The sequence below is a fragment of the Rhodococcus sp. DN22 genome (genome assembly GCF_036669995.1).
Taxonomy (GTDB): Bacteria; Actinomycetota; Actinomycetes; order Mycobacteriales; family Mycobacteriaceae; genus Rhodococcus_F; species Rhodococcus_F erythropolis.
On sequence record NZ_CP133326.1, the window covers coordinates 1316327 to 1338726 of the forward strand.

19 protein-coding genes are annotated in these 22400 nt (G+C 60.1%); 5 read left to right on the top strand and 14 right to left on the bottom strand.

Features of this window, described 5'->3' with window-relative positions; genetic code table 11:
* Positions 1 to 55 precede the first annotated feature (55 nt).
* Complete coding sequence (locus RA302_RS06015) at positions 56 to 529, top strand: NUDIX domain-containing protein (protein WP_020906507.1); 474 nt, start codon at positions 56 to 58, stop codon at positions 527 to 529.
* Positions 530 to 546: 17 nt separating this feature from the next.
* Here the strand turns inward: RA302_RS06015 and RA302_RS06020 are convergent, their stop codons facing one another.
* The gene (locus tag RA302_RS06020) at positions 547 to 1398 is read right to left on the bottom strand and encodes a universal stress protein (protein ID WP_166501939.1); all 852 of its coding nucleotides are present in this window, start codon (positions 1396 to 1398) and stop codon (positions 547 to 549) included.
* Between the two features lie 233 nt (positions 1399 to 1631).
* Positions 1632 to 3374, bottom strand: coding sequence for a cytochrome c oxidase subunit I (ctaD, locus tag RA302_RS06025; protein WP_020906509.1), 1743 nt, complete (start codon positions 3372 to 3374; stop codon positions 1632 to 1634).
* Positions 3375 to 3572: 198 nt separating this feature from the next.
* On the opposite strand from ctaD, the gene RA302_RS06030 reads away from it, so the two are divergent.
* Positions 3573 to 3953: a VOC family protein gene (locus RA302_RS06030; RefSeq protein ID WP_020906510.1), complete on the top strand. Its 381-nt coding sequence runs from the start codon at positions 3573 to 3575 to the stop codon at positions 3951 to 3953.
* A gap of 3 nt (positions 3954 to 3956) precedes the next feature.
* Here RA302_RS06030 and RA302_RS06035 read toward each other — a convergent pair whose 3' ends face one another.
* The 3 genes from RA302_RS06035 to RA302_RS06045 form a co-directional block, all read right to left on the bottom strand.
* Entirely contained in the window at positions 3957 to 5657 is a 1701-nt protein-coding gene (locus RA302_RS06035; RefSeq protein WP_238054143.1) for a GAF domain-containing sensor histidine kinase, read from the bottom strand.
* On the bottom strand, positions 5647 to 6378 hold the full coding sequence (locus tag RA302_RS06040) for a response regulator transcription factor (protein ID WP_166501940.1): 732 nt from the start codon (positions 6376 to 6378) through the stop codon (positions 5647 to 5649). Before RA302_RS06040 ends, RA302_RS06035 begins: the two co-directional genes overlap by 11 nt.
* Positions 6379 to 6612: 234 nt before the next feature.
* The gene (locus RA302_RS06045) at positions 6613 to 6957 is read right to left on the bottom strand and encodes a nitroreductase/quinone reductase family protein (protein ID WP_166501941.1); all 345 of its coding nucleotides are present in this window, start codon (positions 6955 to 6957) and stop codon (positions 6613 to 6615) included.
* A gap of 238 nt (positions 6958 to 7195) precedes the next feature.
* On the opposite strand from RA302_RS06045, the gene RA302_RS06050 reads away from it, so the two are divergent.
* Both RA302_RS06050 and RA302_RS06055 read left to right on the top strand, forming a co-directional pair.
* Positions 7196 to 7399 (top strand): RGCVC family protein, encoded by a 204-nt coding sequence (locus RA302_RS06050; RefSeq protein ID WP_166501942.1) that lies wholly within the window; start codon positions 7196 to 7198, stop codon positions 7397 to 7399.
* A 140-nt stretch (positions 7400 to 7539) separates the two neighbouring features.
* Positions 7540 to 9153, top strand: a complete 1614-nt coding sequence (locus RA302_RS06055) for an amidohydrolase (RefSeq protein WP_166501943.1) — start codon at positions 7540 to 7542, stop codon at positions 9151 to 9153.
* A gap of 23 nt (positions 9154 to 9176) precedes the next feature.
* Here the strand turns inward: RA302_RS06055 and RA302_RS06060 are convergent, their stop codons facing one another.
* Complete coding sequence (locus RA302_RS06060; protein WP_029254655.1) at positions 9177 to 9797, bottom strand: TetR/AcrR family transcriptional regulator C-terminal domain-containing protein; 621 nt, start codon at positions 9795 to 9797, stop codon at positions 9177 to 9179.
* A 156-nt stretch (positions 9798 to 9953) separates the two neighbouring features.
* Here RA302_RS06060 and RA302_RS06065 point away from each other — a divergent pair, with 156 nt between their 5' ends.
* Entirely contained in the window at positions 9954 to 11405 is a 1452-nt protein-coding gene (locus tag RA302_RS06065; protein WP_046378074.1) for an APC family permease, read from the top strand.
* 30 nt (positions 11406 to 11435) lie between these two features.
* Here the strand turns inward: RA302_RS06065 and RA302_RS06070 are convergent, their stop codons facing one another.
* The 8 genes from RA302_RS06070 to RA302_RS06105 all read right to left on the bottom strand — a co-directional run bounded on the left by RA302_RS06070 (position 11436) and on the right by RA302_RS06105 (position 22273).
* Positions 11436 to 12413: an ABC transporter substrate-binding protein gene (locus tag RA302_RS06070; protein WP_020968685.1), complete on the bottom strand. Its 978-nt coding sequence runs from the start codon at positions 12411 to 12413 to the stop codon at positions 11436 to 11438.
* A gap of 59 nt (positions 12414 to 12472) precedes the next feature.
* Complete coding sequence (locus RA302_RS06075; protein WP_238054144.1) at positions 12473 to 14083, bottom strand: ABC transporter substrate-binding protein; 1611 nt, start codon at positions 14081 to 14083, stop codon at positions 12473 to 12475.
* 14 nt (positions 14084 to 14097) lie between these two features.
* Entirely contained in the window at positions 14098 to 15402 is a 1305-nt protein-coding gene (locus RA302_RS06080; RefSeq protein ID WP_166501945.1) for an NtaA/DmoA family FMN-dependent monooxygenase, read from the bottom strand.
* On the bottom strand, positions 15399 to 16229 hold the full coding sequence (locus RA302_RS06085) for a rhodanese-like domain-containing protein (RefSeq protein ID WP_030535906.1): 831 nt from the start codon (positions 16227 to 16229) through the stop codon (positions 15399 to 15401). The genes RA302_RS06080 and RA302_RS06085 overlap by 4 nt, the downstream gene beginning before the upstream one ends.
* A gap of 61 nt (positions 16230 to 16290) precedes the next feature.
* Positions 16291 to 18258 carry a biotin carboxylase N-terminal domain-containing protein gene (locus tag RA302_RS06090; RefSeq protein ID WP_238054145.1) on the bottom strand — a complete coding sequence of 656 codons (1968 nt, stop codon included), beginning with the start codon at positions 18256 to 18258 and terminating at the stop codon, positions 16291 to 16293.
* Between the two features lie 4 nt (positions 18259 to 18262).
* Entirely contained in the window at positions 18263 to 19864 is a 1602-nt protein-coding gene (locus RA302_RS06095; RefSeq protein WP_020968690.1) for a carboxyl transferase domain-containing protein, read from the bottom strand.
* The gene (locus tag RA302_RS06100; RefSeq protein ID WP_166501946.1) at positions 19851 to 21050 is read right to left on the bottom strand and encodes an MFS transporter; all 1200 of its coding nucleotides are present in this window, start codon (positions 21048 to 21050) and stop codon (positions 19851 to 19853) included. Before RA302_RS06100 ends, RA302_RS06095 begins: the two co-directional genes overlap by 14 nt.
* Positions 21047 to 22273 carry an aminotransferase class I/II-fold pyridoxal phosphate-dependent enzyme gene (locus RA302_RS06105; RefSeq protein ID WP_020968692.1) on the bottom strand — a complete coding sequence of 409 codons (1227 nt, stop codon included), beginning with the start codon at positions 22271 to 22273 and terminating at the stop codon, positions 21047 to 21049. The genes RA302_RS06100 and RA302_RS06105 overlap by 4 nt, the downstream gene beginning before the upstream one ends.
* Positions 22274 to 22400: the final 127 nt, after the last annotated feature.

Genomic DNA, 22400 nt, shown 5'->3' on the forward strand with positions numbered 1-22400 from the left:
CCGCGAGCTTTGTTCTCGCGGGGCGCCGCCGTTTCCCGCACGATAGCGTGGTCATGTGGCCGATCAATTTGCGCTGGTACCAGCGGTGTACGTGATGTTTCGTCGAAGCAACCCGGCGCAACGGCCGGAGGTGCTGTTGCAGTTGCGTGAGGGCACCGGTTTCATGGACGGATACTGGGCTCACGCTGCTGCGGGACACGTCGAACTGGGGGAGTCGGCACTCGATGCGGCTGTCAGGGAGGCCGCGGAAGAACTTGGCGTGGAGCTGCTTTCCTCGGAACTGAAGCCACTCACCGTGTTGCATCGCCGACATGCGGAAGGGGTCGACCCGGTGGATCATCGAGTGGACTTCTTCTACGAATGCCGCACGTGGTCGGGTGAACCACGCCGGATGGAGCCGTTGAAATCTGCAGATCTGCGGTGGTGGCCGGTTGACGAACTCCCGGAGAAGTTGGTCGACCACGAGCGTTTCGTGATCGAAGCCCACCACGCCGGTCAGCTCGCACCCATCCACAGTTACGGGTTCTGACCGAGCGAGGATCCAATTCAGGCTTCGCTCGCAACGATGACCGGGCAGTGAGCTTTTCGAATCATTGCACTGCTCGTGGTGCCGAGAGCGGTGTCGTCGAACGAACCTCGGCCGCGCCGGCCCACGACGAGAAGCCGTGCCTCGGTGGAGAGTTGTTCCAGAATGGCAACCGAGGGGCCGTCGAACTCGATCTGTCGGATGGTGACGCCTGGGTAGAGCGTGGCCCAACCTGACAGTTGCCACGTCAGCGGCGTCGAATGCTGGGGCGCGTGCCCGGCTGCGAAGTTTCGACTCAGCTCGGCCTCGGGCGGGGCGGCGTGCACGACGACCAGTTCGGTGCTCGCCGCCTCGGCTTCCTTGAATGCAATGGCCAAAGCGCTTTCGCTGTAGGCGCTTCCGTCCAAACCGACGACAACGGGAAGATCAGCCGTAGCCTGGCTTTCACACGAAGTTCCGACTGTTGCGAATGAACATGCCGGGACGGGTGCAGTGAGATCGTCCTGTTGAGTGACGATCAAGGGGTTGACGATCAAGGCGGCCTCGGACGTCAACGCGGTGAGGATTGCGGTGTTCTCCCCGGAGATCAGATCGGTCCGGATCCGAAGATCTGGCGACACCGACTCTGCGATCTGAATGGCTTCCATGAACAGGCCCGTCGGTGATGCCGAGGTATTCGGATCGCCGGTGTTCGGATCTGCGGTGTTCGGAGCTACGAAAACTATTCGCATCCTGAGACTGTGGCGATGCGCGAACTCGGCCGCCCACGTGATCACGTCGGTGCGCAGCGGGGATCCATCGATGCACACGACGACCGCTCCGTCTGCGGACCACTCCGAGGTGAAGACGTCAGTCGAAAGTTGGGAGGTCATTCCGAGCTCCTCGCGTTATGTCTGTCGAAGGTTCTGTTGAATGCGAACTGGCTTGCAGGACAGTGCCGAACAGCAATCCTGCAACCACTATCGAGCAAGCGGCAGTTGTCAGGGGCAACCACACGAGCGTCGTGACTGCGAACATGAGGACGAGCAACGGCATCAGGAGATGGCCGGGTTTCGCTCGGCGTTCAACCTGCTGACTTTCTGCCCAAGCTCGATACTTCGTGCCGTCATTCATGTCGTTTCACCTCTGTGCTTACCGTGGAAACCGGCTTGTGACCAAGCAGTCCGACGTGCGCCTCGTCGCGCATCCTCTCGACCATGTGGGGGTAGTGCAGTTCGAATGCCGGCCGCTCACTGCGGATTCGGGGGAGTTCGGTGAAGTTGTGTCGTGGTGGAGGGCAGGACGTCGCCCATTCGAGTGAGTTTCCGAATCCCCAGGGATCGTCGACCGTCACGATCCGTCCGTACCGATAGCTCTTGAAAACGTTCCAGATGAACGGAATCGTCGAGGCTCCGAGCACAAACGCGCCGACGGTCGAGATCGTGTTGAGAAGAGTGAAATTGTCCGACGGCAGGTAATCCGCGTACCGCCGAGGCATACCCTGAGCGCCGAGCCAATGCTGGACGAGAAATGTCGCGTGAAAGCCGATCAGTGTCAACCAGAAGTGAATCTTGGCGAGCTTCTCGTCCAACATCCGGCCGGTCATTTTCGGGAACCAGAAATAGATTCCGGCGTATGTCGCGAACGCGATTGTTCCGAAGAGGACGTAGTGGAAATGCGCGACAACAAAGTACGAGTCGGTGACATGAAAGTCCAGGGGCGGGCTTGCGAGAATTACGCCGGAGAGTCCGCCGAACAGGAATGTGACCAGGAAGCCGACGGAGAACAGCATCGGCGACTCGAAAGTCAACTGCCCCTTCCACATCGTGCCGATCCAGTTGAAGAACTTGACTCCGGTGGGAACTGCGATGAGGAAGGTCATGAACGAGAAGTAGGGGAGGAGAACGGCGCCGGTTGCGTACATGTGGTGCGCCCACACAGCGATCGACAGAGCTGCAATTCCCAGTGTTGCGTAGACCAATCCGGTGTATCCGAAGATCGGCTTGCGGCTGAAGACAGGGAAGATCTCGGAGACTATGCCAAAGAACGGAAGCGCCAGAATGTAGACCTCGGGATGGCCGAAGAACCAGAACAGGTGCTGCCACAACATGACTCCACCTGTCGCGGGGTCGAACAAATGCGCTCCCAGGTGCCGGTCCACCCACAGCCCGATCAAGGCAGCAGCGAGCAGCGGAAAAACGAGGAGGATCAGCATGCTGGCGACCAGCGCATTCCACGTGAAGATCGGCATGCGGAACATCGTCATCCCGGGGGCCCGCAGGCAGACGATCGTCGAAACGATGTTGACTGCGCCGAGGATGGTGCCGACGCCGCCGAGAGTAAGCCCGATGATCCACAGGTCGGCACCCATACCGGGGGAGTGGAGTTCGCTGGTGAGTGGCACGTAAGCGGTCCAGCCGAAATCTGCTGCACCACCGGGTGTTACGAACCCGGCGGAGGCGATCAGGCCGCCGAAGAGATACAACCAGTAGCTGAACGCATTGAGCCGCGGGAAACACACGTCCGGCGAGCCGATCTGCAGCGGCATGAGGTAGTTGGCGAATCCGAAGAAGACCGGGGTCGCGTACAGCAAGAGCATGATCGTGCCGTGCATGGTGAACAACTGGTTGTACTGCTCGTTTGACAGGAATTGCATTCCCGGGACAGTCAATTCCATGCGCATGAGCAGCGCCATCAGTCCGCCGATCAGGAAGAAGGCAAACGATGTCACGATGTACATCAGCCCGATCATCTTGTGATCGGTGGTCCTCAGGATCTCGACCAGTTTCGAACCCTTCGGAGCGGTCCGGGGAGTTGCGCCGACGTGGATATCGACCTCGTCGACCGGCCGGGGCGCGAGATCAACCACGACGGCCGCCTGTGCGCATCGACGTGACGAAATACCGAGAATTCTTGGGACTGTGGAACATAAACGCAATGATCGCGGCGGCCACGACCTCGGACGAGGGGAAAAGGTCCCGAGGATCGGACAGGGCGGCATGGCGTAGATCACGTGGTCCGGTACGGTCGAAAGACAATTGTCCTTGCGGATGGAAAGCGAGTTGTCATGGCATGTCGTATCAGTGAATTGGTGCTCGGTTGCCGGGATCCTGAGGTTCTGGGGCGGTTCTGGTGCGAGGTCCTGGACTTCGTCGTGCTCGATCGAATGCACGACGGTTCTCTGGAGATCGGCCCGCGCGAAGGGTTCGGCGGTCCGCAGCCGACGATCATCCTCAGTCGCAGAGACGAACCGGAGAAGGGTAAGCCCCGCCTGCATATCGACGTCAACGCCACCGACCGCGATCAGGAAGCCGAACTGGAACGCCTATTGGGTCTTGGTGCGCGGCCGGCCGACATCGGCCAGACGGGGCAGGAACAATGGCATGTCCTGGCCGATCCAGAAGGTAACGAGTTCTGCCTGCTCAAGGCCCAACTGGATCCGCTCTGACGCTCAACGGTGCTGGATTGACAACGGACTTCGCCTGGGGCTCAGCGGAACTCGCCACACTAATTCGGTGACGCCGTTCTCGCTGGTGATGTTGCTCGAGCCGCCGCACTGACGAGCGCGGGTCGCCAGGTTGTCGAGACCGTGGATTCTGGTTGCCTGGTCGATTCCCACACCGTCGTCGACGATGCTGATGACAAGATCTTCCGTTGCCCGGATGGTGACGTCGATGGCGTTGGCATGGGCGTGCCGCAGAGCATTGCTCAACCCTTCTCGCACAACGGCTTCGGCGTGCGGGGCGAGTCGAGCCGGGACGGAACTGTCGATGGTCCCCTCGAAAGTGACGCTGGGAGTGATCGACGAGTGACCGGACAGACCGTTGACGGCGTCGAGTAATCGGCGTCGCAGGCTTGTGGGAGTCGACATCTCACTCGTGTGGAGGTCGAAGACTGCGGTGCGGATTTCGCGGACCGTTCGATCGAGTTGATCAACGGAGTTGTCCAACACCGTGCGAATGGTTTCCTCGTCGCCGGGACGTTGCAATGCCCCCTGCAAACTCAATCCGGTGGCGAACAACTGCTGAATGACGTGGTCGTGAAGATCACGCGCGATTCGGTCTCGATCTTCGAGGACGTCGACCAGTCGCTCTTTTCGTTGCTGTTCGGCGAATTCGACAGTGACAGCGGCGATGTCGGCCATTGCCGTCAGCTGCTCGATCTCATCGACGCCCCACGGACGATCGCTGCGGCGTGACGCGAAGAGGACGCCGCCGCCGAACGAGGTTCCCGACAATGGGAGTGCGACGACGGATTCCTCGCTGGAAACATGCAGTGCCGGAACAGCACTGGCACTGGGGGCGGAAATCGTTCGCCGGCTGCGGGCAGCTTCGTCGATCACGGTTCCGGAAAGATCGAGAACTGTGCCGTCCGAGACGGTCATCCCGCGAGTCTGGGATTCTGCGACGTGAACACCCGGCCCTTCGCCGAGGTCGTAGCGAACTATGCACACCAGATTGCCGTCGGTGAGACGGCGCGTCGTGCGAACCAGTTCGGCGAGTGTCTCGTCGCGAGATCCTCCACTGAGCAGGCGTGCGTTTACAGCGGCGACGGCCTTGAGCCACGCTTCCCGCGTTTGGGATTCCTCGAACAGACGCGCATTGTCGATGGCGATGCTCGCAGCGTTTGCCAGAATCTGGAGTACGGCCTCGTCACGGTCGTCGAATGCAGCCCGTTCCGAGCTGTCCGCGAGGTAGATGCTGCCGAACACCTCGCCCCTGACGAAGATCGGAACACCGAGAAACGTGTCCATCGGTGGGTGATTGGTTGGAAACCCCGCCGAGGACGGGTGTGAGGCGATTCGGTCGGTTCGAACCGGACAAGGTTCTTGAACGACCAGGCCCAGCAGTCCGTGACCTTCGGGAAGATGCCCGATCTTGGCAACCTGCCCCTGATTCAAACCGGAATGGATGAAGCGCGACAAGCGGCCGTCCGGAGACTTCACGCCGAGTGCACCGTAGTCCGCTTCGAGCACATGTCTTGCGACGTCGACTATCTGTTGCAGCGTTTCGTCGAGTTGGAGGGTGGACCCGACTGTCAATACGGCACTGAGCAGCTTGGGAATTGCAGTCGGGTTGAGGGCAGTCAGCTCTGCGCTTCCGGCGATGTCGCCGAAAAGGCTGAGCATGAGCGCGTCGCGGCTACCTGGCATGGTGTGTGCCTGTAGTGGCGGAGAATGGTGAACCGGACGGCGTCAGTAGGTGTGTGGTCGCCTGTCCCGATGGATCCGGGTAAGCAGTGCCCGCACGAAGCTTGGTCGCCAGAACTGCAGCCTGCGTTCGACGTTCGAGACCTAATTTTTCGAGGATGCGTGAGACATAGTTCTTGACTGTTTTCTCCGAAAGTTCCGCGTGCGTGCTGATCTCTCGATTGCTCAGCCCCTTGCCGATCAACTCGAAGATCAACAGTTCCTGATCGGTCAACAGTGCTGCCGCAGTGCCCGACTCCTGCTCGGATCGGATGCGCCGGACCAAACCGATCACCGCCTGAGTGTTCAACAGCGATTTGCCGGTGGCGACCGTACGGATCGCGGATACCAGGTCGTGGCCGCGGATGTTCTTGAGGACGAATCCGCGTGCGCCGGCGATCAGGGCGTCGAGTAGGGCGTCGTCGTCGGAGTACGACGTGAGCATCAACGTGGCCGCTTCCGGACAGGTCGACGCCAGTTCCCGGCACAGTTCCACACCGTTGCCGTCGGGAAGTCTGACGTCCATGACGACCACGTCGGGTCGGCATTCGGGTATTCCGTCCGAAGCTTCGCGAACACACGACGCCTCGCCCACAACGTTGAATCCCGATACCTGATTCAACAGGTCTGCCAATCCACGACGGACGATCTCGTGGTCGTCGACCAGATAGATGCCGATCGTCACGGTGGTCACCTCTTCCAGCTCGCGCCTGCCATCGATGTTACCGGACGGTAATGTACTGGCAAGGACGGGTTGTTCGTCAAACGGTCGACAAAAAACCCGCGTCGAACGGTGCGAGACCGAGTGTCGATTGCACAGAGTCAAAGGTCCCGATCGCGACGAGATATGGATCACCGAGGTACGGCTAGGCGATCAGTGTGAAGTGAATGTGATTGCGCCGGTGCCGTTTCGATCGTTTCAGTCCGTAGGTGCGAGTTCGACCGAAACGTAAACTCCCTTGCCTTTTCGATGTGCGAGGGCTTCGCCAGGACGATCGATACCGTCCAGTTGGAGAACGATGGGGCCTTGTTCCGGATAGAAATTGCGCCACCAGATTTTCTTGTCCGGCATGGCAACTCCGATCGTCACACGGTCGCCTTTTCTTTTGTAGGACACGGGCGCGCTGAAGGTACGTCCCGATTTGCGGCCGACGTAGGTGATGACGGTCATTGAACGGCCGAGTAATTTGCCCACGATCGGAGCGCCGATCAGTGGTTGGACCACTACGTTGACGGCGGCGGATACACGTTGGAAAGTGTTCACAAGAAGCCCTTTCGCTTCGGATGCTGCACGGATTCGAACGCTGCACGGAAATGGTGCGTGCTGTAGTTCTATCCTGCTCGACGGTGATTGTCGCGTGGCAGAAATTGGTACAAACCGGTGCGCCGAAGCGAGTAGCGTGGGGGTACGTCGAGGGTCATTCGTATATGCGCGGTCAAGCCATGTCGTCCTCGACGCCAACCCGGTCTGTGGTCGAACGGCCGAGAACTGGAGCGCCTGTATGGCGTCGAACCCGTCCGATGTGTCGAATGCACCAGGGCAAGCCGAGTCGACAGACGCGGATCAGAAAACGCCGTCCATCTGCCCTGCGTGTCAGCACAGTATGGAATCCCACGATCCGCTCGGCGTTCGGTTCTGCGCAGTGACAGCCGACCGCGGTCTCGATCGAAAGTGCATCTGCGCTGCCGATCGTGAGGAGATGTAGCACTATTCGCGATACTGAGCTTTCGGGCTGAACAGCGCCGGAGATCCTTCAATTCGCAACGACTGAACCGCTATTGACGGCGGTACAAACGCGGTCTAGATTAATCGAATCAAATTCGATTAATTGCGGAGGTGCTGGAAGTGGAGGCCGAACTTCTGTTCGTCGGAGGCACGATTCGTACGGGGGACTCGGCCCGCGGTGTCAGTGACGCATTGGCCGTTGCAGGCGGCAGAGTTGTTGCTTTGGGGGATGCGGCCAGGGCGTTGGAGTCGGCCCGTACGGAAGTTGTCGACTTGGCAGGGGGAGCGCTTCTACCGTCGTTCGGCGACGGCCATGTTCACCCGTTGATGGCTGGCCTGGAAATGCGCGGCGCCAAGATTCGTGATTGCGACAGCATCGACGAGGTGGTGCGGGAAGTGCGTCGCTGGGCGGACGCGAATCCGGACGCCGAGTGCATCTTCGGAGAGGGCGTCTCTCCCACTCTGGCGCCGGGCGGACTGTTCGACGCCCACTGGCTCGACGATGTAGTGCGGGACAGGCCGGTCGTCTTGCGCACGATGGACTATCACACCGCGTGGGTCAACAGCGCCGCGCTTCGGAGCGCCGGTCTGACGCGCGATACCCCGGATCCGGTCGGCGGGGAAATTGTGCGAACAGCTGACGGCGAGTTGCTGGGGACGCTGCGTGAATGGGGAGCGATCAACCCGGTACTGGCTCTTCTTCCCGAAGTGACACTTCACGACGGAGTCGATTCGCTTGCTGCGGCATCGGAAATGCTTGCGGCAGCGGGTATCACTTGGGTTCAGGATGCATGGACCGAGTTGGACGATGTCGAGATCTGGTTGGCCACCGCTGAAAGCGGGCGCCTGTCGACGCGAGTGAATCTTGCCTTCCGAGCAACACCTGAGAGCTGGAAAGCCGACCTACCGGCGTTTGTCGAGGCTCGGCAGAAAGTTGCAGAACGGGGCGGTGACACAGTCAGAGCCGAAACGGTGAAATTCTTCGCCGACGGTGTCATCGAGGCGGGCACGGCAGCGCTCCTTGCGCCGTACTCGGACTGCCCGCATTCGCACGGAATCAGTAACTGGACGACGGATGAACTCGGTCGGGTTGCAGCTGAAGTGGACCGGTTGGGCTTTCAGATCCATATCCATGCCATCGGTGATGCAGGTGTACGCATGGCGCTCGACGCGATCGAATACGTCGATCGCTGTAATGGCCCGCGTGATCGGCGCGCCACGATCGCGCATCTGCAATTGGTTGACGGCGACGACCTCGACCGGTTCGAATCATTGGGCGTGATTGCCAATTTCCAGCCGCTCTGGGCTCAGCTCGATCCTCTGATGACGGAACTGACCATTCCGCGTATCGGCGTCGACCGCGGTGAGCTGCAATATCGCATCGGAAGTCTCGCCGAGCGAGGCGCGCGAGTGGCATTCGGCAGCGATTGGCCCATCACGGCCCACGAACCGATCAAGGGAATTGCCACCGCAATTCACCGCCAGACGTCTGCAGGAGTTCCGAGCGAAGGATGGCTGCCTCGTGAACGCGTCGGCCTCGACTGGGCCCTCGCGACATATTCGGCCGGTATCGCCTATCAAGGGTTCGAAGAGAACTCGTGGGGTCGCCTCCTTCCGGGCATGCGAGCCGACATGATCCAGCTGCCCGTCGATCCCCGCCACCTTGCTTCGTCCAAGGAGCTCAGTGACCTGGTCGTGTCCCGAACCTGGTTGGCGGGTAAGCGCGTTCATTGACCTCCCGGCCGGATTCGCGACGGCTACTCGTGCACCTCATGCAAGAGGCGTCGAAAACCTGAAAGCAATGCCGTCCAGCCGAGTTCGAAGGCTTGCTCGGCCCTGGCCGGTCCCCTCGGTGCCGCGGCAAGTGCCCGAGTCAGGGCGTCGTCGGGTGTTGTCGCGTCCGCTTCGATCATGACCTCCGGTGCGGCCGCATCCAGTGCCGCTCCGAGCAGAAAATTCTCCGATGCAGTGATGACGGCCAAGATGTGGTCGTCCGGGAATCCCGCCTCGCACAGACCCGCAGCGGGAGCGCGGTACACCGACAGTGACGTGGGGTCGCGCACCGTCTCCGTGGCGAGGAGGCGGATGGAAGTGGGGTGGCGACTGAACGCGGCTCGATACGACCTCGCCCACTCGGAGAACGCTTCGTCCCATGGCAAGCGCTCAAACGACGACCCGTCGATTTCACGTACGACGCGATCACGAACCAGGTCTACGACCGCGGCGCGGCCCTTGGCGTGGTGATAGATCGACGAGACTTGAACATTCAGGTGTTTCGCCAGGTCAGGCATCGTGAAGTCGCCGTCGCGGTCGACTAGTTCCAGTGCAGCCTTTGCGATCCGTTCGCGGTCCAGGCGTGCGATACGAGGTCTACCCACGGTCCCACCTCTCTAATCGAAGTTGATTCGATTATGCCCTTGTGGCGCCGGTCACAAGGATCTATCATAATCGAAACTGATTCGATTAATCCGGTCGGTGATTCCCGTTCCTGTTTTCTCCTCGTCATGCCCCTTCCTTCACTGGAGAAGTGCCTCATGAAGAAATCTGAAACCTCGCCCACCGTGCAGCTGCAAGGAGGCGTCCTGGGCACTGCCGGGATCGTCTTCTTCGTCGTGGCCGCCGCGGCTCCATTGCTGGTGATGGCAGGGGTCGCGCCGCTGGCCTTGAACATTGCAGGCATCGGGGCTCCGGGCGGATACATCTTGGCGGGGCTCGCGTTGGGAGTGTTCGCAATCGGTTTCACTGCGATGAGCAAGTACATCCACAATGCAGGCGCCTTCTACGCCTACATTTCAGTTGGACTCGGGCCTCGCTGGGGGCTCGCCGCAGCAGTACTCGCGTTGGTGTCCTACAACGCTCTCGAGATCGGAATCTTCGGGGCTCTAGGATATTTCGCCCAAACCACTATGGCGGACCTGGTCGGGGTAGATCTGCCGTGGGGATTGTGGTCGCTGTTGGGTGTTGGATTGGTGTGGTTCCTCGGATCTCGATCGGTACACCTCGGGGCGCGATTTTTGATCCTTTTGCTGACCGCGGAGACAGGGATTCTGGTTCTGCTCGCAGGAGCGGTCCTCTTTCAAGGCGGAGCCGTCGGAATCGATGTCGAATCCTTTGCTCCTTCCAATGTTTTCAGTCCAGGCCTCGGCGGGGTGTTGACTCTGGCCTTCGCTGCGTTCATCGGATTCGAAGCCACCGCCCTGTATCGGGAGGAAGCTAAAGATCCCGCTCGGACGGTTCCGCGGGCAACGTACATTGCCGTCGCGTTCCTCGGACTCTTCTACGCATTCATGGTGTGGATCATCATTCAGGCGTACGGCCCGGATCAGGCTCTCGCGCTTGCTGCTTCCGATCCCGCCGGCATGTACTTCAACGCGATCGAGCAGTACGTCGGCGGTTGGGCGAGCACCTTGATGGAACTGTTGATCATCACGAGCATTCTCGCCAGTCTGCTCGCGTTCCACAACGCGATCACCCGCTACGTCTTTGCGCTCTCGCGTGAACGCGTGCTGCCCCGAGCGTTGGGCAAACTACATCCGGTCTACAAGTCGCCCTACGTTGCCAGCGCAGTCCAGAGTTTCCTCGCGATGGTGGTGATCGTCGTGTTCGTGATCATCGGCGCAGACCCGTACCTCGAACTCCTGCTGTGGGTGAACTCGCCAGGCATTGTCGGCATCGTCGTGCTTCAGGTCATGGCGGCCGCGGCTGTCATCGCATTCTTCTGGAAAGATCGCCGTGGGCATTCGGTGTGGAGAGTCTTGATCGCGCCCGCATCCGCTCTCCTGATGTTGGTCTACGCAACGTATTTGATCGTTGATCAGATGGAGCTGATCACTGCCGCCGGCACGGCAGTGAACGTGGTGCTCGTTGCCGTCACACCGGTCAGCTTGGCTGTCGGCTGGCTACTCGGCTCCCGACTCGAACGACGTGACCCGGCGCAGTTCGCACGGCTGGGAACTACCGACGTCGATGCCGGTCCTTCGGCCTGACTCGGCTTTTACTCCACCAGTGGTGTTCTCCTATTTGTTCGTCTTCGGGAGGCCAGGGGGATTGACCAGCGACTTGTCGACTGCCTCGTTGGTGATCTTCCACCGCTCGAGAACTTGCTCGTATGTGCCGTTTTCGATGAGATGATCTATCGCTTCGCTGATCGGTTGTACCAAGCCGTTGTCTTTCTTGACCAGTACACCGATCTGGCCCAACGCGGCCTCACCGGCCCCGGAGAACTGACCGATCACTTCGTTCTCGCCAGTCTGTGCAGCGTGAAACTGCGATGACGGGTTGGGGCCGAAGTAAGCATCGATTCGACCGGAAGACAGCGGCAGGTAGTAGTCAGTGGTCTTCTGGTACACGGTGATTTCAGCGGGAGCACGCCCGGCCGCGACGTTGTCCTCGTTCCACTTCACAAGCAATGCCTCCTGATTGGTGGCAGCGCCGACTCCGATCTTCAGTCCGGCGATGTCTTCCGGCTTCTCGAGTGAGAGATTCTTGTCCTTTCTGACTTCGAATGCGAGAGTATCGAGGCGGTACGTCGCGAAGTCGTACTTCTCTTTACGCTCTTCGGTGACCGTCACGTTGGAGATGAACGCATCTGCATCTCCCGAATCGATCCGCACTGAATTCTGGGCCCAATCCGCGACCTGAAGGTCGATTTTCAACCCGAGCACCTCTGCAATCAAATACGCGAAGTCGGTCTCGGAACCGATGACCGTCTTGTCGTCGTCGGCATAGAAGCGCAACGGCGGCGCGGTTCCAGCGTTGCCGGTGATTCGGATCGTGCCTCGGTCGCGGAACTCCTGAGGGACCTTCGCTGCGATCGAATCAACCTTGTCGGTACTGATGCGGTTCTGCTCGGCCGACAAGTTGATACCGGATGTTGTTGCACCGGAATGTTGCTCGGTCGATTCTTCATCTGGGCTTCCGCAAGCGGTGCCAAGGAGGGCAACTGTGGCCAGGGCAGAGATCAGAAGTGTCGCGGTGCGAGGACGGGTGAACATCGGGTTCCTTCCGAGAAAAGGGTTTGTCGAAGCAGGTTGTCGAGTTGAGGAAGTGTGAACTAGCTCTTCCACGCATCCACGAAGTCCACCGAGTAGAGATCGGCTTGGATGCGCAGGTCGTGAACCGCGGGAGTCGTCGCGTAGATCAACGAAGAGGCGTGCAACGGGATCGCCAGTGCCTGATCGGCAATCAGCTCCTGAATCTCCTTCAACACTTCGTTTCTCGCATCGATGTCAACGGTCTGAGATTGTTTGACCAGCAACGCATTCAGCTCGGGAGTCGAGGCGATGCCTTTGGTCGAGCCGAGAGTGGGACTGAACACCAGCAGTACGTCACCGTCGGCGCGCAAGCTCTGGAAGTAGATCGATTCCCACGTGCCGTCGGTTCTCGCGGCGTTGTCCTCGGCAGTCGAGCGAGGTTGCAAGTTCACCGCGACTCCGATGTCGCGCAGCTGAGATTGGATCAGTTCGAACTGCGATTGTGGGAGGTGGTTGCGGTAGGCCAATTCCACGGTCAGTTTCTCACCATCCTTGGTTCGGAATCCGTCACCGCCGACTGTCCATCCACTGGCGTCCAGCAGTGACTTCGCACCCGACCGATCATAGGTGTACCCGGACGAGAGATCGGTGTAGCCGGGCGCTTTCACAGACAGGATGCTGCGTGCTTTCTCGTCACTCGGTGTGTAGGTGGTATCGATGATCTGTTGGGTATCGATGCCCTTCACCAAGGCGCGCCGCACGTTCAGGTCCGCAAGTACCGGCGCGAACGTGGGGTTGAGCAAGAGCGAGTCGTTGATGCCGGCAGCAATGGACGGGATGACAGTGAGTCCGGCGCTTTGTGCGCGGTCGACGTCTGTGCTCGGAATGTCGATCGCGGCGTCCAGTTGTCCTGACGTCAAACCGCCGATTCGCACCGAGGATTCGGGGACCACCAAAAAGGTGATCGAATCCAGATATGCCTCTCCCTTGTTCTTGTTGAGTGAGGATCCCCAGTGGTACCCGTCCCGACGGGCGAGTACGACCTTCGCGTTGGTCTCCAGTTCTTTCTGTACGAATGGACCTGAAGCGATAACGCCCTGGGCGCAGCGTTCTTCGGGCGTCTTCTTCAAGGATTCCGGTGCGATGATGGCGAGCGTGTCGGAGCGGGCGGCTTGAAGGAATCCTGCCGATGGTTCCGAGAAATCGAGTGCGACGGTCGAGGGGTCGAGTACCTCGGCCCCGATGAAGGTCGCGAGATGAGATTTCGCAGTGGTTGCGAAACCGCTGTCTCCCAGTCTTTTCTGGCTCTCGAAGTTATCTGCCACGACCTGTGCATCCAGACGTTCGCCGTTGCTGAAGGTAACTCCGTCCTGGAGAGTGAAGACGAATCGTCGACCGTCGTTCTGGACCTCCCAGGACGTCGCCAACCAAGGAACGATCTCCCCGGTGTCGAGATTCTGGTCGACGAGTTTGTCGTAGAGGGGATGGAACGCCGTAGCGGTTTGACCGTTCAGGGTCTTGTCGATGCACGGTGGAAACGTATTGATGGCAAAGGTCAGATCGCCCCCGGACGCGGGCTCGGAGTCCGCGCTGGCAGATGGTGTTGCAGTGCTGCAACCAGCCGCAACTGCAAGCGTCGACGCCAGGATGGCGACTCGGATCGGTGTGGATGAAAGCCGCGACGTCGTCATGGACTGAGTTCCGTTCATCGTGTGGAAGTGCGAGTGGAATCGAAGATGTTGGACCGCAAGGTCGTTCCGGTGTATTCGCGCCGGAACACGCCCCGATCTTGCAGAAGTGGCACAACGGAACTGGCGAAGTCGTCGAGCCCCCGGGGGAAGTGGGTAGCCGTCAGGATGAAACCGTCAGCTGCTCCCGATTCGAAGAGATGTGTCAACTCGTCCGCTACCTCTTGCGGCGAGCCGACAATCTCGGGAGTGAGATCGTTACGCGCGAACAACTGTGCGGCTTCGGCGATAGTGAGATCCTGGGCGTCGATCAGCCGCGCCAGACGACGCGACGGACCTTTTCCCTGATCGACGACGTCGTTGATCGGAGTTGTCGGATCGAACTGCGACAGATCGAGTCCGGCGGAGTGGGAGACCCACTCGATTGCTGCATCCGGATGGATCAGGGATCGCAGATACTCCTGCCGTTCCTTCGCGATGCTCGTCGTCTCGCCGACTATCGGTTGCACGGCGGCGACGAGGCGCACCGAATCGGGGTCGCGTCCAGCCTCTTCCGCGTAGCCGCGAATTGCCTGGCGCTTCGCTCGAAGATCTTCCTCCAACGGGTCGATCGCAAAGACCAGATCTGCCCACCGCCCACCGAACTCGCGCCCTCGCGCCGATTCACCTGCCTGGATGAAGACCGGGCGGCCCTGAGGTGATTGTGGCAAGGTGAGTGGACCCTGCACCGACAAGTATTTGCCCTTGTAGTCGGCCGCGTGAATCTTGCTTGTGTCTGCGTAGATTCCGCTGTCGCGATCGGCCAATACGGCGTCGCCGTCCCACGATGACCAGAGTGCGGTGGTCGCTTCGAGAACCTCGTCGCCGCGCTCGTACAGTTCTTCTCTCGGAAGCCGATCGACTTCGGGAAAGTTGTCGTTTGCCGGACCGGGCGCCGTCATCACGATGTTCCAGGCCGCGCGCCCACCGCTGAGTATGTCGAGGCTGCCCAGAGTTCTCGCCAGGTTGTACGGGCTGTTGAAGCTTGCCGAAAGGGTTACGCCGAGACCGATACGATTTGTTGCGCCGGCCACCACTGCAGCCAACTGCGTCGGATCATGTTGAAAGCCGGTCAGCAGACCGTATTTGGTGTGGCCGTCGACGTAGTGCACACGCTCAGGTATCAGTATCAGGTCGAATTTCGCTCGTTCCGCGGCTTGCGCGTATCGCTCGTAGAGCGCTCTGTCCTCGAAGGCATTCTCCGAGTACGAATGTCGCCACATTCCGGCACTGTGCATACTCGGAAACACCATGTAGGCGCCGAGGATCATCTGTCGTGTCATCGCTGGTCCGGATTCCTTGGTGTGTGATGGATGTCAGTGGAGACGGGTCGTTCGGGGTCGGCGCTCCACCCCGACCACGACGCGACGTAGACCGCGGAGCTGATGCCGACCGCTGCAAGCACCAGTGCGTTGTGCGACGCGGCAACTCCGCCGCCGCAATAGGACACGACGGTGCCACCACGCTCTATTCCGAACTGGTGGAAGTATTCTCGTAACTCGCGGTCGGGAAGTAGGAAGCCGTTGTCGTCGAGTAGGTCAGTTGCCGGCGCTGAGATAGATCCGGGGATGTGGCCGGCGCGGAAACTGCTCGATCCTCGGGCGTCGAGCAATCTGCCGGCCGATGCCGCGCGCAGGGCGCCTTCTGCGTCGGCGAGTGTCGTGCTAGCGGTGGAAGGTGGTACGGGCATCGAATCGTTTGTCGATATGGGTTTTCGGGATGAAGCCCATGCGGACGATCCGCCGTCCAAGTACCGCACTGAACGTCCCGCCCAGCGAAGCGTGAACCACGCGCGGGCCGCAAGCAGGGGGCTGTCCGAACTGTAGACCACGATGTGAGCATCGGCGGGTACTTTCAGATCGTTCAGTGTTCTTCCGAATGCGTCGAGATCTGGCAGCGGTCGATTCCCTTCAGTCCCGCCGCCACTGCTTTGAAAGTTGTTGATCGACAATGTGATGGACTGCGGCGCAGTAATGATTCCGGCTCCGCCCTCGCTGTTGTCTCGTACCACGTTGACGACGACGAGCGTCCGATCGGAACGAATGAGTTCGCGGAGTTCGGTTGCGGAAACAATGACTGCGCGACGCTCGATTCCCCCTGCTTCTGACATGAAAGATATTGTGTAACAATTGCTTCAGTCAAGAAAGAGATAAGATCGTGGCAATCTTTACTCATGGCGCCACGGCTGCCAGCACTTGTCCGGCATCGATGACATCTCCCACCGTTACTGTCACCGCCGAGACGATTCCGGGTGAGGAAGCACGAAGGGCAGTCTCCATCTTCATTGCTTCTACGACCGCGACGACATCACCTTCCGACACCCGCGTTCCAGTCTGCAGCACTGCCAGCACGGTTCCCGGCATCTTCGATGTGATCTCTCCGTCACTGAGATCGGAATCCTTTGCTGTATAGACTTTCTCGATTACCTTCACGGTCCAGCCACCAACGCACACCCATGTACCGGTGCCGACTCCGAGGCGTCCAGCGGTGGTTGTCAAACCATCGGCGACCAGGCTGAGTGTCACTTCGTCGGTTCCGCCCCTGACGACCACCGAAATGTTCCGGCCGTCGGCGGCGACAATCCAGTGGTTGCTTCGTTGTGAGATGACCGTGGTCGGCACGACGCGGCCGTCGGCAATGAGTTCGCGTCCGATCGGGTCGGATCCCACCTTGCGCAATGTCTCTCGATGTAGTCCGTGGGGGCCGGTCCATGACGACCCGGTGACCGGCGATTGTTCCTCGACGGAAGTCCACACCATCGCAACAGCAGCGGCGGTGGCCTGGAGCTCTGCAGAATCCGGGATCAACCGAGGGAGGTGCTCGTCGACGAAGGAAGTGTGAATGTCATCCGCGCGCACAGCCGGTGTCGCCAAGAGAAGTCGGAGGAAACCGATATTCGAGGTTCCACCGAAGTAACTGGAGTCGGCCAAAGCTCGGTCCAGTGATTCCAGTGCGGTTGACCGCGTCGGACCGCTTGCTATGACCTTTGCGATCATCGGATCGTAGAACGGCGGAATGCTGCCGGCACCCTCGAAAGCACTGTCGATGCGAACCGTCGACGGCCAGGCTACGTCCACAGAATGTGAAGGTGCGGGCCGAAATCCGTTCGACGGATCCTCTGCGTAGATTCTGGCTTGCACCGCGAAACCCCGCAGCGCGATATCGCGCTGCTGTAACGGCAAACGGGCGCCGAGGGCGATGTCGAGTTGCAGTTCGACGAGATCGACGCCGGTCACTTCCTCGGTGACCGTGTGTTCGACTTGCAGGCGCGTGTTGACTTCGAGGAAGTAGTAGCGGTTTTCGGCGTCAACCAGAAATTCGACGGTTGCTGCATTCACGTAGCCGACGCCTCCGAGTAGTCGCAGAGCGTCGTGCTGCATGGCTCCCAGGACCGATTCGGTGACAGAACTTGCCGGTGCCTGCTCGATGATCTTCTGGTTGCGACGCTGTAGGGAGCATTCACGGGTGAAGAAGTGAACTCCTGTACCGAAGGAATCGAAGAGGACCTGAACTTCGATGTGACGCGGACGCTCCACCAGCGTTTCGATCATCAGGTCGCCGCGGCCGAAGTTCCTTTCGTTCAAACCGATTGCAGAGGTGATGACCTCTCGTGCGTCATCACCCGGATGTAGTCGAACCATCCCCTTGCCGCCGCCCCCGAACACCGGTTTCAGCAGCACCGGCACGTCGAGAGATCGAACGTGACCGAGGACGGTATCGGGATCGGCGCTTGCCTCGCCCCACGCGGTGAGAGTCGGGATGCCGGCGTCAGCGGCGGCCTTCTTCGCTCTTGCCTTGTCTCCGAGTAGAGCGATGGATTCAGCGGCAGGACCGACGAATGTCAGACCTGCAGCGACGACGGCTTCAGCGAAATCGGAGTCTTCGGAGAGAAATCCGTAACCCGGGTGCACGGCGTCGCAATCCGCGGCCAGCGCGGCCGCAATGATTTGATCCGAATTGGTGTAGGACTCCGAGGGGATGTCTCCGTCCAGAAGCACGGTGTGATCGGCGAGGCGATGCCACTGTGCGTGTGAATCGACGGGGGAGGAGATCGTCACTACCGACATGCCGAGACGACGGGCCGTGCGCGCGATGCGCGTGACGATTTCGCCCCGATTGGCGATGAGAAGTCGAGTCATGTTCTCACATCCTGAAGACGCCGAAGCGCGTAGTTCCGTGATTGCGGGGAAGCATGGACAGCGCGAGTGAAACCCAGGATCGCGTGTCGACCGGGTCGACGATCGCGTCCACCCATAGCCTGGATGCGACGTACACCGACTCGCCCTGCCGGTCGTAACCTTCGCGTATCGGCCGTTTGATTTCCTCGATTTCCTCTTCCGTGAGCGGAGTTCCGCGTGTGCGCGCAGATTCGATCTTCATCAATGCCATCACCGACGCTGCTTGCTCGGAACCGACCACGGTGGTCTTCGCGTTCGGCCACACGGCCATGAAGTCAGGACCTATCGAGCGTCCGCACATCGCGAGGTTTCCCGCCCCGTAGCTTCCGCCGATGACGATGCTGAGCTTGGGAACCCTGGCGCAGGCAACGGCATTGACCAGTTTCGCTCCGTGTTTGGCGATACCTTCCGCTTCGTACTGCTTCCCGACCATGAATCCGTTGACGTTGTGCAGGAACAACAATGGGATGTCTCGTTGTGAGCACAGTTCGACGAAGTTCGCGGCCTTGAGGGAGTCCTCCGAAAAGAGCACACCGTCGTTCATGATGACCCCGACGGTGTACCCCTCGATGTGGCCGGTTCCGCAGACGATGGTTCGGCCGTAATTCGCTCGGTACTCGACTAATTCGCTGGCATCGAGCAGGTGGGCCAGAACGTCGCGCGCGACGATCGGGGTTTTCGAGGAAGCCGGGATCACCGTGTCGAGCGATTCGGGGGAGTGAAGAGGTGGTCGCGGAGATCGTGACGGCGCCCGTACCTCCCGTCGATCACCGCGGGCGACGATGTCGGCGATCATGCTCAGAGCCTCGATGTCGTCGTTGGCGATGTGATCGACGACGCCGCTGATCACCCCGTGCACGTCGGCGCCGCCGAGCTCTTGCGGTTCGACGTCGACACCGGTTGCAGCCTTGACCAACTGAGGGCCGCCCAGATAGACGGTGCCGGTACCGCGGACGATGACGGTCTCGTCGCACATCGCTGGGATGTATGCACCTCCAGCCGTGCAGGAACCCATGACCGCTGCGATCTGAACGATGCCGTCCGCCGACATTTCGGCGATGTTCTTGAACATCTCGCCGAAATGGTGCTCGTCGGGGAAGATCTCGTCCTGCATCGGAAGGAAAACACCTCCGGAATCGACGAGATAGACACATGGCAGCCTCAGCCGACGAGCGACGGATTGCAATCGCAGTTGCTTCTTGACGGTCAGAGGGTAGTAGGTGCCGCCCTTGACGGTGGCGTCGTTCGCGAAGATGGCGCAGAGTGAGCCGCGGATGAGCCCTACGCCCGTGACCAGACCAGCCGACGGGAGTTGCTCGTCGTACACCTCGAATCCGGCCAGTTGTCCGATCTCGAAGAACGGGGACTGCACGTCGAGAAGAGCATCGATGCGTTCGCGAGCGGGCAATTTGCCGCGAGCCCGGTGCTTGGCGACCGACCGCTCGGGTGCCCCGTGAACGGACAAGTGTTGCGCGTCCGCAACTCGCTCGCGAATTTCCTTGTATGCCAGTAAGTTCTGCTCGCGGGTACCGGGGTCGAGTTGTGCGGTGCGTTCAATGACGGGCATGGGACGTACCTACTGTCGGTTCGGAGGAAGCCGTGCGGAGGGAGAATACGAGCGCAGTCGCTGCTGCAGTGATCAGTGCGACGATTGCCGACCACACGCGTTCATCGGATGCGAGAGGTCCGACTACAGAGGCGATGCCGGCAATCCCCTGCTGTACGAGTCCGCAGTACGCGACGGCGATGGCTCCGCCTTCAGCAAAATGCGTCACTGCTGATGCTGCCGAGTTCGGGAAGAGAAGTGATTGCCCAAATGTCAGTGCGATGTATCCGAGCAGGAAGACCGCGAGCAACGGCGTGGAACCGAGTGGGGGATACCAGCAGAGCATGAGGACGAGGCCGGCAAGCAGCATGCACAGCGCACCTCGACGCATCAACTTCTCTGAACCGACGGTTGTGGCCCTTCGATTGACGTAAAACGCGCCGCTGAAGTAGGCGGTTCCGTAGAGGATTCCGAAGGCTCCGAATGCCCACGGTTGCAAGTCGAATCGATCGCTGAACAGGAAGGGACTCGATTGCTGCACCAGGACTATCGCGCCGAAACCCAGGCCCCCCGCAATGGCTGGTTTGTAGAACTGGGGTGTCAGGACTATGGCATTCCACCGAACAACGCGTTCGTTGTTGTCGCGGACTGTGGTGTTCTCGGTCCTCAGTGCCACCGCAGCGAGTGCTGCTCCGAGTACTCCGAGCACGCCGAAGCCGGTTCGCCACGAGGTGAACGACGCGAGAGCGCCGCCGATCAGTTGGCCACCGCCCAGTGCCACCACAAATGCCATCGACAACAGCGACAATCGACTAGCCAACTCCGAACCGGTGAACTTGTCCTTCACCATCATTCGCACGATGATGGCCGCACCCCCTGCTCCGATGCCTTGAACGATCCGGCCGATCAGTAGTACGGCGGCGCTCTGGACCAAAGCCAATGCAACGCAGGCGATCACGAACAATACCAAGCTGGACAACAGTGCCGTCCTGCGTCCGAGTCGATCTGCCAACCGCCCCCACACGACCACCGGAAGTGCGGCACTGATCACGAAGAGTGTCACAGACCACTTCACCACGGAATCTTCGATGCCCAGATCCGTCGCGATCTTCGGCAGTGAAGGGAGGTAGATGGTCGTGGCCATTTGTGCTGTCAACACGACGGCACAAGCCAGAGGTGTCACTGCGACAGTGCGGTCGTCGCTCATTCCGTGACTCTTCGTAGGACGTCGGCGAAGCGCTCGATCGTTGCATGTGGAAGGTCCGCCCGAAGCATCAGTCTCAGCCCGGCTTTGCCCCGGCCGATGACAGGGAAGAAGACCGCCGATGTGTAGAAACCGCTAGCCAGCAGTTTCTGTGCTGCGGTGATGGTTTGTTCTTCCTCGTGGAGCGTGACGAAGCGGATCGGGAGTCCATCGCCCGATGCCGGCGTGTCGACGAGCGAATCGAACAGTTCGACAACCGTGCGGAGTTGCCGCTGCCGCTTGTCGACCTCTCCGCTGCGGTGGAGCTCCACGGACGCCGCAATAGCACCCAGCCCGGCTACGTTCACACGCTGCGACCACGTCAACGGGCCGCCGTAGCGAAGTGCGAGATCACGATTTCGACTGCCCCCGTTCCGACCGAGTGCGATCGCGCCGCCGGAAGCACCGAATCCCTTGTTCAGTGATGTCAGCAAGAATGTTCGATCATTGAGGCTGCCGATGAGATCCAGGACCGCGCCACGCCCGTTGTGTCCGATGACCGAGGTGCTGTGCGCCTCGTCGAGAACGAGAATCAGTCCGTATTTGGCCTGTAATGCAAACAGCTCGTTCAGCGGCGCCTTCCCGCCTGTGCTGTAGACGGTGTCCGCCACGTATGCCACCTGAGAATTTGTTCGGCAAAGACTTTCGAGTTCATCGACGTCGTCGTGCCGAATGGTCACGATCGTCGTTTCGTCGGCGACGCTCGCCTTCATGGCATTGAGGCAGAAGTGTGCGTTCTTGTCGAACACCATGAGGGGAGGTTCACCGCCGGTGAGCAACCCGGACGCAACGAGGGGGAGCAAACTCCACGCAGCGTTTGCGGCGGATCCGAGGGTGAGCACATGTGCGTCAAGCAGTTCGCTCAACGCGGCCTCTGTGTCGTCGAGAAGGCTGGAGTGGACTCTCATCCGCGAGATGGAACTGTTCAACGTTCGTTCGCGCTCGAGAGCGGCGATCGCACCCGAACGAATTCGGTCGTCGGTGTCGAGCCCCAGATACGAGTACGTGGAGAAGTTCTCGAATTCGTATCCTTGGATCGTCCGGTGTTCGAAACCTGCGACGCGATCGGCGGTGATATCGGCCAGGCCCTCACTGACTGCGCGATCCCAGAATGGGTTGCTCAAATCAGCAGCACGCCTGAGGTTGGAGTACAGATTCCTATCTTTCAAGCTCTCGGCAACCGTCATTTCGCGGCTGGTCCCTTCACTGGATTCGATAGCGGAATTACTGCGTTGATGCACTGAGATGCATCATCGTCAGTTGACATCGCTCATTGAGAACGAAAGACAATTCGATGTCAAGCATTACGGAATC